At 73.3% G+C, this 13,329-nt stretch carries 11 protein-coding genes; 5 read left to right on the top strand and 6 right to left on the bottom strand.

The window, feature by feature from the left end:
- Positions 1 to 2: 2 nt before the first annotated feature.
- Positions 3 to 350 carry a histone-like nucleoid-structuring protein Lsr2 gene (locus BKA14_RS41305; protein WP_184956153.1) on the bottom strand — a complete coding sequence of 116 codons (348 nt, stop codon included), beginning with the start codon at positions 348 to 350 and terminating at the stop codon, positions 3 to 5.
- A 200-nt stretch (positions 351 to 550) separates the two neighbouring features.
- Here BKA14_RS41305 and BKA14_RS41300 point away from each other — a divergent pair, with 200 nt between their 5' ends.
- Both BKA14_RS41300 and BKA14_RS41295 read left to right on the top strand, forming a co-directional pair.
- Positions 551 to 979: a hypothetical protein gene (locus tag BKA14_RS41300; RefSeq protein WP_184956152.1), complete on the top strand. Its 429-nt coding sequence runs from the start codon at positions 551 to 553 to the stop codon at positions 977 to 979.
- 83 nt (positions 980 to 1,062) lie between these two features.
- Positions 1,063 to 2,307, top strand: a complete 1,245-nt coding sequence (locus BKA14_RS41295; protein WP_184957260.1) for a D-alanyl-D-alanine carboxypeptidase family protein — start codon at positions 1,063 to 1,065, stop codon at positions 2,305 to 2,307.
- 102 nt (positions 2,308 to 2,409) lie between these two features.
- Here BKA14_RS41295 and BKA14_RS41290 read toward each other — a convergent pair whose 3' ends face one another.
- Positions 2,410 to 2,925 (bottom strand): DUF456 domain-containing protein, encoded by a 516-nt coding sequence (locus BKA14_RS41290; protein WP_184956151.1) that lies wholly within the window; start codon positions 2,923 to 2,925, stop codon positions 2,410 to 2,412.
- A gap of 213 nt (positions 2,926 to 3,138) precedes the next feature.
- Here BKA14_RS41290 and BKA14_RS41285 point away from each other — a divergent pair, with 213 nt between their 5' ends.
- Complete coding sequence (locus BKA14_RS41285; protein ID WP_184956150.1) at positions 3,139 to 4,050, top strand: sigma-70 family RNA polymerase sigma factor; 912 nt, start codon at positions 3,139 to 3,141, stop codon at positions 4,048 to 4,050.
- Positions 4,051 to 4,101: 51 nt separating this feature from the next.
- Here the strand turns inward: BKA14_RS41285 and BKA14_RS41280 are convergent, their stop codons facing one another.
- Positions 4,102 to 6,420, bottom strand: coding sequence for a HelD family protein (locus tag BKA14_RS41280; protein WP_184956149.1), 2,319 nt, complete (start codon positions 6,418 to 6,420; stop codon positions 4,102 to 4,104).
- A gap of 159 nt (positions 6,421 to 6,579) precedes the next feature.
- Here BKA14_RS41280 and BKA14_RS41275 point away from each other — a divergent pair, with 159 nt between their 5' ends.
- Positions 6,580 to 7,095 carry a hypothetical protein gene (locus tag BKA14_RS41275; RefSeq protein WP_184956148.1) on the top strand — a complete coding sequence of 172 codons (516 nt, stop codon included), beginning with the start codon at positions 6,580 to 6,582 and terminating at the stop codon, positions 7,093 to 7,095.
- 59 nt (positions 7,096 to 7,154) lie between these two features.
- Here the strand turns inward: BKA14_RS41275 and BKA14_RS41270 are convergent, their stop codons facing one another.
- A complete protein-coding gene (locus BKA14_RS41270; RefSeq protein WP_184956147.1) occupies positions 7,155 to 8,036 on the bottom strand; it encodes a sigma-70 family RNA polymerase sigma factor in 882 nt (293 codons plus the stop codon).
- Between the two features lie 292 nt (positions 8,037 to 8,328).
- On the opposite strand from BKA14_RS41270, the gene BKA14_RS41265 reads away from it, so the two are divergent.
- Positions 8,329 to 9,864 (top strand): DEAD/DEAH box helicase, encoded by a 1,536-nt coding sequence (locus BKA14_RS41265; protein WP_184956146.1) that lies wholly within the window; start codon positions 8,329 to 8,331, stop codon positions 9,862 to 9,864.
- Positions 9,865 to 10,133: 269 nt separating this feature from the next.
- Here the strand turns inward: BKA14_RS41265 and BKA14_RS41260 are convergent, their stop codons facing one another.
- Positions 10,134 to 10,646 (bottom strand): YceI family protein, encoded by a 513-nt coding sequence (locus BKA14_RS41260; RefSeq protein WP_184956145.1) that lies wholly within the window; start codon positions 10,644 to 10,646, stop codon positions 10,134 to 10,136.
- A 35-nt stretch (positions 10,647 to 10,681) separates the two neighbouring features.
- A complete protein-coding gene (locus BKA14_RS41255; protein WP_184956144.1) occupies positions 10,682 to 13,318 on the bottom strand; it encodes an ATP-binding protein in 2,637 nt (878 codons plus the stop codon).
- Between the last annotated feature and the right edge of the window lie 11 nt (positions 13,319 to 13,329).

Genomic DNA, 13,329 nt, shown 5'->3' with positions numbered 1-13,329 from the left:
GGTCAGTGCCCGTTCGCCGCGCGGTAAGCCTGCGTCACGCTCTGTGGAATGCGCCCGCGCTCGGAAATCTGATGCCCGTTGGCGGTGGCCCACTCGCGGATCTGGCGGTTTTCGTCGCGGGAGCCCGCCGTGCGGCCGGAACCGGCGCGCCGGGGCGGGATGCGACCGGCCGAACGGCCGAGCCGGGTGCCCGCGTTGATGTACGGATCCAGGGCCTTACGCAGCTTCCCCGCATTGGCCTCGGAAAGGTCGATCGTGTAGTTAATGCCGTCCAGACTGAACTCGACCGTGCGGTCGGCCTTCTTTCCGTCCAGATCGTCGATCAGAGTGGTGATTACCTGCCGCGCCATAACGACTCCCGAGTCCGCCCGACCAACCGCGCCAAGTGTTGCTCGTAACCGCCTTCGCGCGCAACTGTCCGGCGTGAATTCGCAATTCTCTTCCCGGCCCGCGCCGACGGGCTATTCAAATGACCGTACGGGCATTCACCGGAATCAGCACGGAAAGCTCGGCTTGGCCGGGCGGCGGGGCATCACCTAGGGTCGCTGGCATGGAGCGCGACGCCGACTGGCAGGAACAGCGACGGCAGGCCATCGCCGGCCACGCGGCCGCGCTCGAGGCCGGCCGGGCCGCGGAGGCCCGCGAGGCGGCGGCCCTGCTCGACGACTTCGTCCGGCGCGCCGGCGAGCGCGGTCTGCCCGCCCACACGCTCCAGGCTCGAACCTTCGACGGCCGGGCCACGTATCGAACCCATGTGCGTGGGTGGTATCTGAAGTCGAACCGATCGGTCGCCGTGGGCGAGGACGGGGAGTACTACGTGCTGACCGTGCCGGCGTCGCTGCGCGCCCGCTTCACCGGGGCCGAGCTGACCCCGAGCCTGCCCCGGCTGATCGTGGGCGCGGGCGGCGGTGACGGCGAGACGGTTCCGCTGCGGCAGCTGCTCGATCAGCGGCTCGAGGCGGGGGTCTCCTGGCCTTGATCCGCCGCGTCCTGGCGGCGGCCTGCGCCGCCGCCCTCCTGCCCGCCCTCACCCCGGCCTCTCCGGCTCCGGCCGCGACCGCGCTGACCGCTGCCGCGCGGGCTGTCGCCCCGCCCGCCCCGGCCGCTGCCGCGCTGGCCGCACCTGCTGCTGCCCCGGCCGCTGCCGTCCGGGCCGCGCCCGCCATCCCCTGCCCTAAGCCCAAGGTGGCGCCCCCGCCCAACCGGCCCCCGGCGCCGGTGCCGCCGCCCGACGACCCGGTCGGCAGCGCCATCGGTGGCGACGCGCTGGCCACCCACGGCCTGGTCATCCCGCCCGGGGCCAAGGCGCCCCCGGCGGTCACCGCCACCACGTGGATGGTGGCCGACCTCGACACCGGCGAAGTGCTCGGCGGCTGCGGGCCGCACGTCTTCCACACCCCGGCCAGCGTCCAGAAGACCCTGCTGGCCGCCACCGTGATCGGCAAGCTCGACCCGGACCAGCGGATCACTGTGGCCGCCAGCGACCTCGACATCGAGCCCGGAAGTTCCGCGGTCGGCCTGCTGGTGGGCGGCAAATATCCGATCTCGACGCTGTGGCTGGGCCTGATGCTCAACTCGGGCAACGACGCCGCCAACGCGCTGGCCCGGCTGGCCGGCGGCGGCGGCCCGGACGGCGTGCGCCGGACCGTGGGCGAGATGAACGCGCTGGCCCGGCGGATCGGCGCCTACCAGACCCACGCCGTCACCCCGTCCGGGCTCGACGGCCGAGGGCAGTTCACCAGCGCGTACGACCTGGCCCTGATCGCCCGGGTGGCGTTCGCCAACGCCGACTTCCGGCGTTACGTGCTGACGAAGAAGGCCCAGATGCCGGCGCAGCCCCAGCTGAAGAAGGGCGGGTTCCAGTTCCAGAACGAGAACAAGCTGATCTTCAACTATCCCGGGGCGCTGGGCGGTAAGACCGGTTTCACGACGCTGGCCCGGCACAGCTACGTGGGGGCGGCCCAGCGTAACGGCCGCCGCCTGGTGGTGACGCTGCTCGGCGCCGAGGCCCGGCCGCTGCGCGGCTGGCAGCAGGGGGCGGCGCTGCTCGACTGGGGCTTCTCGCTGCCCCGGGACGAATCGGTCGGCAAGCTGGTCTCGCCGCAGGACGTGGCGCCGGTGACCGCCGCCCCGGCCCTGAAGCCGGCCCCGCCGCCGGCTGCCTCGGCCGCCCGCACGGAGGAGCCTCCCCGGCTGCTCTCGGTGGCCGCGGCCGCCTCGGTGGCGCTGCTGCTGGCGGGCACTCCCCTGCTGCTCCTGCTGGTGCAGCGCCGGCGCCGGCGCCCCGGAGCGCAGGGCCGGCCATAACGCCGCCCCCGGAGCGCAGGGCCGGCCGTTGCCCCCCGAGCGCAGGGCCGGCCGTGACGCCGCCTGCGGATGCAGGGCCGGCCGTTGCCGCGGGCGCAGGGTCTACGGCAGGGCCCAGCCTGACCAGAGCAGGCCGAAGACCCACACGACGGCCACCGCGAGCGCGGCCGTGAACTCGATCAGCATCGCCATGCCCGCCGCGTGCAGCGCGTACTTGGTGGAAGGCCAGGCCTGGCCGGGGCCCAGCCGCATGCGTTCGACCAGATAGACCCCGAGCACGAAGCCGAGCGGCAGGCCGAGCACCGGGATCACGAAGAAGCCGATCACGCCGAGCAGCCCGCCGGCCAGCAGCGCCGAGTTGGGCACGCCGGCGCCCTTCAGACGGCGGCCCGGCACCAGATATTTGATCAGGCCGCCGAGCAGGGCCACTGCGGTCGCCACGACCAGCACCAGCCAGCGCAGCGCGTCGCTGCCCTCGCCGAAGAACGCCCAGAACAGCACCCCGGCCCAGCTGAGCAGCAGGCCGGGCACGACGGGCACGACCACCCCGACCACGCCGATCGCGATCGCCACACCGGCGATCAAGTTGATCACCCAGGCGGAGTCGGTGAGGTCCATGCGCCAAAGGTGCCAGGCGCGGGCAACGGCGAAAAGACACGGGCCGGAGTTCTCAACCAACCCACAGCGTGGCCGCCGCGATCGCCGCCATGTCGCAGCAACTTTTCCGCACCTTCGCGGTACTCAATCGGGACCTGACCGCTGACGAACCTCCCTGTGTAACGCCGACGAGCCCGATGCGAGAACGGGCCGCCGACCACGGGGGAGACACACATGACCAGCACCGCGAACGCTGCCGACTTCGTTGCCGACACCGCCGCTGTCACGGTGCTGTCCGCCGCCGAGCAGGAGGAGATCATCCGCACCCACATGCCGCTCGTCGGCCACCTGGTGCGTGACATGCTCAGCCGCATCCCCAACCACATCCACCGCGACGACCTGACCAGCGCCGGCCTGCACGCCCTGGTCACCGCGGCCCGCAGCTGGGACCCGGAGCGCGGCATCCCGTTCCACCGCTTCGCCAGCACCCGCATCCGCGGCGCCATCCTCGACGAGCTGCGCGCCCTCGACTGGGCGACCCGCTCGGTGCGCACCAAGGCCCGCGCCACCGACGCCACCCGCCAGGCGCTGACCACGACGCTGGGCCGCACGCCCTCCGCCGACGAGCTGGCCCAGGCGCTCGGCACCACCACCAGCGACCTGAAGCAGACCGACACCGACGTGCAGCGTGCGACCGTGCTGTCGCTGCAGGGCTTCACCACCAGCAGCGCCGACGACCTGGTCACCGAGAAGACCCCGGGTCCGGAGGACATGCTGCTGCGCCGCGAGCAGATCGGCTACCTGCACCACGCGATCGGTTCGTTGCCGGAGCGCCTGCAGGTCGTCATCACCGAGTACTTCCTGCAGGAGCGGCCGATGGCCGACATCGCGGCCGACCTGGGCGTCACCGAGTCGCGCGTGTCGCAGCTCCGGGCCGAGGCGCTGGCCCTGCTCAAGGACGGCCTCAACACCCACCTCAGCCCCGAGCTGGCGCCGGTTCCGGACAACCCGGAGAGCATCACGGCCCGTCGCCGCGCCTCCTACTACAACAACATCGCCGAGAACACCTCGGTGCGCAGCCGGCTGGCGCTGACCAACGCGCACGGCCACACCGCGTACAGCCGCGGCCCGCTCGCGGCCGTCTGACGCACAAGAGGGGGCTCGGCATTCGTGCCGAGCCCCTTTCCGTGCGCAGAACTAAGCCAGCGCGCTGAGCACCTTGGGCAGGTCGGCCGTATGCAGCACCCCGAGCCGCCGGGTGGCCCGGGTGACCGCCACGTAGAGGTCGGACAGGCCGCGCGGGCTCTCGGCGATGATCTCATCGGGCTCGACCACGATCACCGAGTCGAACTCGAGACCCTTGGCCTGCCGTACGGTCATCAGCACCACCTGGTTGAGCAGGTCGGGCTGCTCCCCCACGGCCGCCCCGGGCACCGCCTCGACGAGCGCGCGCCCCAGGTCGGCCTGACGTGACTCGGGCACCAGCACCCCCACGCGGCCCGCACCGGCCTCAGCGGCTTCCAGCCGTACGGCGGCGATTGTCTCGGCCGCGAGCGCGACCGGCGGCACCCGCAGCGCCCACGGCTCGACCCCGGCCGATCGCACCGAGCGCGGCGGCTCGAGCGCGGGGTCGACCGCGGCCAGCACGTCGGCCGCCACCGCCATCACCTCGGCCGGTGTCCGGTAGTTGACGGTCAGCTCGACGAGATTCCAGCGCTGGGCCACGTACGGCTCGAAGACCTGCTCCCAGGTCGTGGTGCCGGCCAGCTCGGAGGTCTGGGCGACGTCGCCGACCACTGTCATCGATCGGCTCGGGCAGCGCCGCATGAGCAGCCGCCAAGCCATCGGGGACAGCTCCTGCGCCTCGTCGACGATCACGTGCCCGAAGACCCACGTACGGTCGGCGGCGGCCCGCTCGGCGGCGGTGCGCGTGTCCAGCACCTCGTGCCGCTCGACGAACGCGCTCGCGTCGACCACGTCGGTCGCGGAGAGGATCTCCTCCTCCTGGTCCTCGAAGTCGAGCGACCGGGAACCTTCGACGATCTCGAGCACACCCTCGGCGTACTCGATGGCCTCACGCCTCTCCTGCGCGGCCTGGCGCGCCTTGAGGGTGTCGTCCACGCCGAGCAGCTCGGCCAGCTCGTCGAGCAGCGGCACGTCGGCCGGCGTCCAGCGGGCGTCGCGGTCGCGCAGCAGCAGGGCCCGCTCGGCCGCGGTCAGCCCGGCCGCCGCGGAGGCCAGCCGGTCGGGGTCGCTGAGCAGCTCGCGCAGCACCCGGCGCGGGGTCAGCACCGGCCAGAAGTCGAACAGCAGCTGCTGAACGTCGATGTCCTCGCGCAGCTCGCGGCGGGTCTCGGCCAGGTCGGCCGCGGAGAGCAGGTTGTCCCCGCCCAGCGGGTCGGCGCCGATCCGCTCGGCGATCTCGAGCGACAGGGCGTGGATCGCCTCGGTCACGAAGATCGAGCGGGCCACGTTGTGCGGGCGGCCGGAGCGGCGGGCCACGGCGCGCGCGTCCTCCAGCACCGAGCGCTCGATGCGCAGCGGGTAGCCGTCGTGGTCGACCTCGGCGTACGTCTCGGGCACGGTCTGCCAGTCGGCGACCGCCCGCTCCAGCACCTCGAGCATCGTGGTGCGGCCCTTCAGCGCCGCCGTGGCCGGGCGCTCGACGGCCCGGGCCCGTACGCCGGGGAACATGTCACCCAGCGTGGCCAGCAGCACCCCGGTCTCGGCCAGCGACGGCAGCACCTGCGAGATGTAGCGCAGGAACGTCGGGTTGGGCCCCAGGATCAGCACGCCCTGCTTGGTCAGCTGACCGCGGTACGTGTACAGCAGGTACGCCGCGCGGTGCAGGGCGACGGCGGTCTTGCCGGTGCCGGGGCCGCCCTGCACCACCATGACGCCCGGCAGCCCGGCCCGGATCACCTCGTCCTGCTCGGCCTGGATGGTCTCGACGATGTCGCGCATCCGGCCCGTACGGTTGGCGGTCAGCGCGGACAGCAGCGCCGCCTCACCGGTCACGTCCTCCCGGCCGCCGCTCTCGCCCGCCTCGAGGTCGAGCACCTCGTCGTCGATGGCGGTGAGCACCCGGCCCTTGGTGCGCAGATGGCGGCGGCGCTTCACCCCGTCGGGCGAGACGGCGGTGGCCAGGTAGAAGGGCCGCGACGCGGGCGCCCGCCAGTCGACCAGAAGCGGATCGCGGTCGTGCTCCTCGGCGGACAGTCCGATCCGTCCGATGTAGCGCGGCTGATCGGCGACGAAGTCGAGGCGGCCGAAGCAGAGCGCGTTTTCCACCGCATTCATCTGCGCGAGCTGCTCGGCGTAATGGGCGCGGGTGGCCTCGCGTTGCGCGCGGCCCTGGGGGGTGCCGCCGGCCTCGAGCAGAATGGCTTTGAGCCGCTCGTCGGCCTGCGCCCGCAGACCGTCCAGCCGGTTGTAGAGGGTGGTGAGGTACGCCTGTTCGGCTTGGAGGTCGGCCGCGGCGAAGCTTGACAAAGCCACTCCCCTTTGTGGTAACATTCGGCGTCGGCGCCCTTGTCAGGCGCCTTTTTTCATGCTCGGCAAACGACCAGACTAGCGCATCGATGCCGGGTTACGGCTCGCCCGAAATTTGTCGTCTATCGGTCAAGCTTTACGGCGCGCCGTTACCCATGACGGCCGATCCCCATTAACCCGGGCATGACCCACAACCACCCGATCCGACGCCTCGGCGCGCTCGCCCTCATCGCCACCGCCACCCTCGCCGTCTCCTCCGCGTGCACAGGCGATGACGAGGCTCCGGCCGGCAACCCGGCGCAGGCGGCCGCGGGCGGCCCCGAGGCCAAGAACATCGAGGGCGCCAAGCAGGCCGCCCAGACGGTCTTCGACCGCTTCGCCGGAGGCGACTTCGCCGGCGCCTGGGACATGTACACCGCCGCGGGCAAGCAGGCGATCAGCAAGGACGACTACGTGAAGCTGAACCAGGCCTGCTCCCGCAAGGGCCTGGCGATCCAGCTCACCAGCGCCCGCATGGAGGGCGCCGACCGGGCTGTCGTCATCGCCAAGCAGCTGGTGGCCGCGCAGTCGTACACGATGGTCTACGAGGGCGACGCTTGGAAGCTCGAGCCGGCCAAGGAGGGCCTGGCCCTCTACAAGCAGGGCGCGGCCAAGGCCATCGCGGCCCAGAAGAAGGCCGGCACCTGCGCCAACCAGTAGCTCCGACGCACCAGGGGCCCGCCGCGAACCGCGACGGGCCCCTTCACTACTGGTGACGTCTAAGCGGCGACCGGCATCCCGTCGGGACCGGTCAGGGCGAGCCGGGCGCGCAGGTCGCCCCGGGACTCGATCTGGTCGTAGTAGGCAGCGCGGCGGCGGGCCACACAGCCCTCCTTGGCCGGGCTCTGCGCGGCCAGTGCCGGGTCGAGGTGGATGTTGAGGCCGTCCCGCAGCAGCGTGAGCGCCTCGGCCCGCAGCTGTGACACACGCGACTCGGTGACTCCCAGCTCCTCGGCGATGCGGGCCATCGGGCGTTCCTCGAAGAAGTAGCCCTGCACCACCGCGCGCAGCCGCTCGGGCAGCGCGTCGATCGCGTGCCGCAGATAGCCGAGCCGCTCCCGCATGATCAGCATCTCCTCGGGGCCGGCGCTGGGCTCGGTCACCATGTCCTCGGCGCCGGCCGTGGCGAAGCCCTGCAGGCTGAACACCACCGCGCGCTGCACGTCGTCGTCGGCGTGCTCGATGTCCTCGACCGAACAGCCCAGCCGGTCGGCCACCTCACGGATCGTGGGCAGCCGGCCCAGCTCAGCGGTGAGTTCCTGACGGGCGCTGTCGGTGCGCCGGGCCCGCTGCCGTACGGAACGGCTGGCCCAGTCGAGGCCGCGCAGCTCGTCCAGCAGGGCGCCGCGGACACGGGCGGCGGCGAACCGGGCGAACGGCACGTTGCGGTTCTCGTCGTAGCCGCGGGCCGCGTGGACCAGGGCGGCGTACCCGGCGGACAGCAGGTCGTCCCGGTTGACGTGAGCCGGGACCCGCAGCAGCATCTCCCGGACCAGGTGCCCCACCAGCGGCATGTGGTCCTGGACACGGTCCTCGCGACGGCGGTCCTCGCCTCCGCGGTTCACGCGACGGCGGTCGGCAGCAGTTGTGGCACCGCTCATGTGGGGGTCTCCTCGCACCTGGCCGGGAGGGGGATTTCCCGGCACTGAGGAGAAAGGTGATCCCGATAAAGTGCGAAATGGTTCTCTTACCGGTGCAAGACGGTTGCTTCCCTCGTCCGCAACGGCGGGTATGCTTGATCACGCGGCCCGCCCAGTCTTGCCTCGGGCCGCCACGGACACGCGGTTCTGACAACCCCGCGCCGTCCCTCGGATCGGCCCCCACGCGCCGCGACTGAGAACAAAGCTCGCGCCGGGCAGGACGACCCCTCTACGTTTCAGGAGCTCCCGCTACATGACCACCTTCACCGATTTCGGCGTGCCCGCCGTGCTCACCACGGCCCTCGCCGAACTCGGCATCACCACCCCGTTCCCCATCCAGGCCGCCACGCTGCCCGACTCGCTGGCCGGCCGGGACGTACTCGGCCGCGGCCGCACCGGCTCCGGCAAGACGTACGCGTTCGTCCTGCCCGTGCTGGCCCGCCTGGCCGGCTCCAAGTCGCCCCGCCGGCCCGGCCGCCCGCGCGCGCTGATCCTGGCCCCCACCCGCGAACTGGCCACCCAGATCGACGCGACGCTGGCCCCGCTGGCCGCCAAGCTCGGCCTGCGCACCATCACCGTCTTCGGCGGCGTCGGCCCCAACCCGCAGATCAAGGGGCTCAAGGCGGGCGTCGACGTGGTCGTGGCCTGCCCCGGCCGGCTCGACGACCACCTGCGCAACGGACACGCCTCGCTCGACGCCGTCGAGATCACCGTGCTCGACGAGGCCGACCACATGGCCGACCTGGGCTTCCTGCCCGTCGTGCGCCGGCTGATGGACCAGACCCCGCGCGACGGCCAGCGCATGCTGTTCTCGGCCACCCTCGACAACGGTGTCGACGTGCTGGTCAAGCGCTTCCTGCACAAGCCGGTGACCCACTCCGTCGACTCGGCCACCGAGGCCCCCGTCGAGATGTCCCACCACGTCCTGCACGTACGGGGTGACGATCGCTTCCCGGTGCTGGTCGACCTGCTCGCGGCCCCCGGCCGTACGGTGGTCTTCACCCGCACCAAGCGCCGGGCCAAGGTGCTGACCCGCCAGCTCGTCGCGGCCGGGGTGCCCGCCGTCGAACTGCACGGCAACCTGGCCCAGAACGCCCGCAACCGCAACCTGGCCGCCTTCTCCGACGGCAGCGCCGAGACGCTGGTGGCGACCGACATCGCGGCCCGCGGCATCCACGTCGACGACGTCGGCCTGGTCATCCACGCCGACCCGCCGGTCGAGCACAAGGCCTACCTGCACCGCTCCGGCCGCACGGCCCGGGCCGGCAACCAGGGCACCGTGATCACCCTGATGACCGACGACCAGACGGCCGAGGTGCGCGACCTGACCCGCAAGGCCGGCGTGCGCCCCACCACCAGCCGCACCCGGCCCGGCGACCCGCTGCTGGCCTCGCTGGCCCCCGGCGAGCGCAAGTTCGTCGCGCCGTCGGCGGCGCCCTCCCCTGCCCCGTCCACCTCCACCTCCGCCGACGGGCGCCGGGGTCGCGGCGGCGCCGAGTCGTCGTCCCGCGGTCGGCGGGGTGGCGGCGGCGCGGGCGGCGGCGGGCAGCAACGGTCGGCCGCGGCGCCCGGCCACGCCGGGCAGTCCCGCTCCGGCGGCCAGTCCCGTTCCGGCGGCCAGTCCCGCACGGGTGGGCAGTCGCGGTCCTCGGGCCAGGCCGGTCAGGCCCGCAGCGGTTCCAAGCCGGTCCACACCAGTCAGTCCCGCAGCGGGGCCGCGCCCTCCCGGGGCGGGGCGGCCGCTTTCTCCGCGGGCACTCGCGTGGGCGGCCGTCGTAGCGGTCGCTGATACGTAGTCGCTCTTGGCCGGCGCTCACCGGGCGGATCGCTCCGGTGGGCGCCGACTTGTGTCTTCTTGCTCGGTCGCACCGACGACGACATCGGTGCTGACCGGTCCGGCCGCCGGATCCTCTCTCCACCAGGCAGCACACGGACAGAGGCCCACCCTTCCGGGGGCCTCCGCCCGGACTCCATTCTTGCGGACCCGGGCGGTCTTGGCGGCCGGGCCTGTGGACAACCCTGCATTGTGGACAACTCCGCGATGGCCGGGCGAAGGCCCTACGCTGCCCACATGTCGAGCGTGAGCCGGACCCTACGGGCGATGATCGCGCGGCCGGCTCCCACGCCCGCCGCCACGCGGTCGATCGTTGCCGTGGCCACGAAGTGGCAGCCGTCCGCAGTGGACTCGGCCGTCGAGATCTGCAGCGTCACGTCGCTGTCGCGGTCGCGCACCCGCAGGATGCCGTCGAGCCACCAGCCCGATTCCCCGGGCCGGCAGCCGGTGCTGCGGAAGGCGATCGTCGGGTGCCGCGCCGCGTCGAGGAACTTGCGGCCGGTGACGTCGGAGTTGCGGCGTTCGTCGTCGCTGTGGAAGGTGCCGGCGTCGAGCACGGCGGAGGCGCTCGAGGCGGTCAGGTCCCCGGCCACGGTCACCGTGCCGCCGCGCAGGCCGACGGTCGCCGTCACGGGTTTGAGGCCGAAGACGTGGGTCGCGTCCAGCCGGCACGTGGAGCGCCGCGGGTCCAGGGTGTACGTGCCGGGCCGGAGGCTGGTTCGCAGTGGTGTCGTCATGCGGTTCAGCGTCGTCGCCGCGGGCCGCGCGGGCCTCAGTGCTGATACTGAGATGAGCCACGTAGGCCGGCCCGGCCGCTCAGGCCCAGCTTGCTCAGAATATTGCGCACGTGCGTCTCCACGGTGCGTTCGGAGAGCACCAGCCGCGACGCGATCGCGCGGTTCGACAGCCCCTGGGCGACCAGGGCGGCGATCTCGCGTTCGCGGGCGGTGAGGTCGTCGCGAGCGAGCGCGGTGGCCGGGTCGATCAGCGCGGTGAGGCCGAGCCGGCGGGCGGTGGCGAGCGCGGCCGACGCCAGCTCACGGCAGCGGCGGGGCTCGCTGCCGCGCAGACTCGCCGCACAGGCGATCTGGGCCTGGGCCAGGAAGGCAGGCGCGCCGATCCGCTCCTCCATCGCCACTGCCCCGGCCAGATGCCGCGAGGCCGCCGGATCGCCGAGGGCGGCCGCGATCGTCCCCAGCGAGCGGCTGATCGCGCCGTGGCAGCTCGACATCGAGTTCAGGTAGAGCTCGGCGCGGGGCAGCGAGCGCGTGTAGCAGTCGGCCGCCAGTTCGAGGTCGCCCAGCCACGCGGCCACCTCGCCGGCGACGACAGTCACGAAGGTCCGGCGCCCGTCGGCGGGCAGCCGGGGCAGGGCGGGACGGAGGCGGCGGATCGCGTCCCGGGCCGCGTCCCGGTCGCCGCGGCCCATCGCGATCTGCCCGATCTGGGCCAGCGCGATCGGCATGTCCTCGTCGCCGAAGGCCGGCGGGTCGGCCCAGGCATAGTCGCCGGTCAGCGCGGCCAGGCCGCTGAGGAAGGCCAGGTAGAGGTACGGCGCGGAGCGGTCCTGCGAGCGGACGGCCAGATCGCGGGCCTCGGTCGCGTGGTCGTATGCCGCGGTGAGGCGACCGGCGATCAGGGCGCGGGCGGCGCGGGCCCGCAACAGATGCCACCGCGCGACCGGCCAGCCCAGCCGGTCCACGAGGGCGGACAGGCGGTTCGTCTCGGCGTCGAACTCGGCCAGTTCGCCCGTCGCGAGATACGAGTCGAGCAGCCACGTGCGGCCCCACAGTTCGGCGTCGGGCTGACCGCTCGGGCCGGCCAGGTCGCAGCTGCGGCGGGCCAGCGTCCGGGTCTCGTCGATCCTCGCCACGGGGTCGATCGTCTCGTGTCGTGCGTGGACGGCGGCGACCAGCGCGTCCGGCCGCTGCGAGGCCTCGGCCAGCGCCATCGCCTCCCGGCTCATCCGTTCGGCGCGTTCCGGGTCGCGGTCCTCGGCGAGCAGGAAGGCGTACTGGGAAAGGACTTTCGCCCGGTCCGCGTGGCCGAGGTCCTGCGCCAGCGCGCGTTCACAGAGCCGCAGCAGCGCCGGTGCGAGCGGCCCGCCGAGGCCCCGGATCACCAGGGCGGCCGCCGCACCCACCTCGTCGACCACCGATGCGCAGTCGTTCAGGGCGACATCCAACTGCCCGTTCCGGTACGCCGCCCGGGCCCGCTCCAGCCGCAGGCGCGCGTCGCCGGGCGTGGTGTCGAGCGCCCGGCCCAGCCAGTGCACGGCCTCGCTGTGGTCCAGCCCGCGGGTGGCCTCCTGGGCCGCCGCCACGCAGGCCGCCGTGGCCCTGGCCCGCGAGTCGTCGTCCACCGCGGCCCGCACCCGGTGCCGGGCGATCTCGGCGAGCGAGCCACAGTTCCCCTCGAGCGCGGCGGCGATGGCCGCGTGGGCCCGGATCCGCTCGTCACGGCCGAGCCCGTCGTAGAGCGCCTGCCGCACGAGTTCGTGCCCGAAACGCACCCGGGCCGGCGCCCACGGGTCGTCGACGAGCACCCCGGCCGCGACTGCTTCGCCCACCGCCGCGACCGGCACGACCTTCTCGAGGATCGCGACGTCGATGTCGGCGCCGTAGGCGGCGGCCGTCGCGAGCATGACCCGGCAGGCGGGCGTGAGTTGCCCCGTACGCCGGGCCACCAGCCGGCGCAACCCGTCCGGCAGGTCCACGGCCCCGGCCGGCCCGGAGAGCTTGCCCTCGCGGCTCAGCAGCCGGACGAGTTCGCGGGTGTAGAGCGGGCTGCCCCCACCGAGCCGGTGGAGCGCGGCGGTCCAGCTCGGGTGCACCCGGTCGGCGGACTGGGCGAGATAGTCGCGGACCGCCGCGGCGTCCCAGGGTCCGATCGGCAGCACCTCGGCGTCGAGACCGGCGCCTGCGTCCCGGCTGGTGGCGGTGACCAGGATGCGCGAGCCGGCGAGTTCGCGGGTGAGGGCGGTCAGCAGGGCCAGCGATGCGGCGTCGGCCCAGTGCAGGTCCTCCAGCACGAGCATCATCGGGTGCTTCGACGCCACCTCGATCAGCGCGGCCACCGTGGCCTGCACGGCCTGGAACCGGGCGGGCGCGGCCGATGCGTCCGAGCCGGCCGGTGTGAGCAGCGCCGGGGACAGGCCCGCGGGGGCGTCGCGCAGCAGGGTCGTCCAGGGCCAGAAGCTGGGGGCACCCTCGTCGGGGTCGGCCCGGCCGGTCAGCACGGTCATGCCGGCCGCGGCCGCCCGGGCTGCGGCCTCCTCGACGACTGCGGTCTTGCCGATGCCCGCTTCGCCGACCAGCAGCACCATCCCACCCGTGCCCTGCAGGGCCGCGGCGCGCAGACGGTCGAGGGCGACCACCTCGGCCACCCGCCCCACCAACCGCACTCCCATGCGGACAACGT

This window comes from Paractinoplanes abujensis, from assembly GCF_014204895.1.
In the GTDB taxonomy this organism is placed as follows: Bacteria; Actinomycetota; Actinomycetes; order Mycobacteriales; family Micromonosporaceae; genus Actinoplanes; species Actinoplanes abujensis.
The sequence above is the reverse complement of the archived record's forward strand: the minus strand, read 5'-3'. Positions and strand labels throughout refer to the sequence as shown.

Excerpts from the sequence above, each read along its gene's own strand:
- BKA14_RS41305 (WP_184956153.1), bottom strand. The coding sequence starts at position 350 with ATGGCGCGGCAGGTAATCACCACTCTGATCGACGATCTGGACGGAAAG.
- BKA14_RS41300 (WP_184956152.1), top strand. The coding sequence starts at position 551 with ATGGAGCGCGACGCCGACTGGCAGGAACAGCGACGGCAGGCCATCGCC.
- BKA14_RS41290 (WP_184956151.1), bottom strand. The coding sequence starts at position 2,925 with ATGGACCTCACCGACTCCGCCTGGGTGATCAACTTGATCGCCGGTGTG.
- BKA14_RS41285 (WP_184956150.1), top strand. The coding sequence starts at position 3,139 with ATGACCAGCACCGCGAACGCTGCCGACTTCGTTGCCGACACCGCCGCT.
- BKA14_RS41280 (WP_184956149.1), bottom strand. The coding sequence starts at position 6,420 with ATGTTACCACAAAGGGGAGTGGCTTTGTCAAGCTTCGCCGCGGCCGAC.
- BKA14_RS41275 (WP_184956148.1), top strand. The coding sequence starts at position 6,580 with ATGACCCACAACCACCCGATCCGACGCCTCGGCGCGCTCGCCCTCATC.
- BKA14_RS41270 (WP_184956147.1), bottom strand. The coding sequence starts at position 8,036 with ATGAGCGGTGCCACAACTGCTGCCGACCGCCGTCGCGTGAACCGCGGA.
- BKA14_RS41265 (WP_184956146.1), top strand. The coding sequence starts at position 8,329 with ATGACCACCTTCACCGATTTCGGCGTGCCCGCCGTGCTCACCACGGCC.
- BKA14_RS41260 (WP_184956145.1), bottom strand. The coding sequence starts at position 10,646 with ATGACGACACCACTGCGAACCAGCCTCCGGCCCGGCACGTACACCCTG.
- BKA14_RS41255 (WP_184956144.1), bottom strand. The coding sequence starts at position 13,318 with ATGGGAGTGCGGTTGGTGGGGCGGGTGGCCGAGGTGGTCGCCCTCGAC.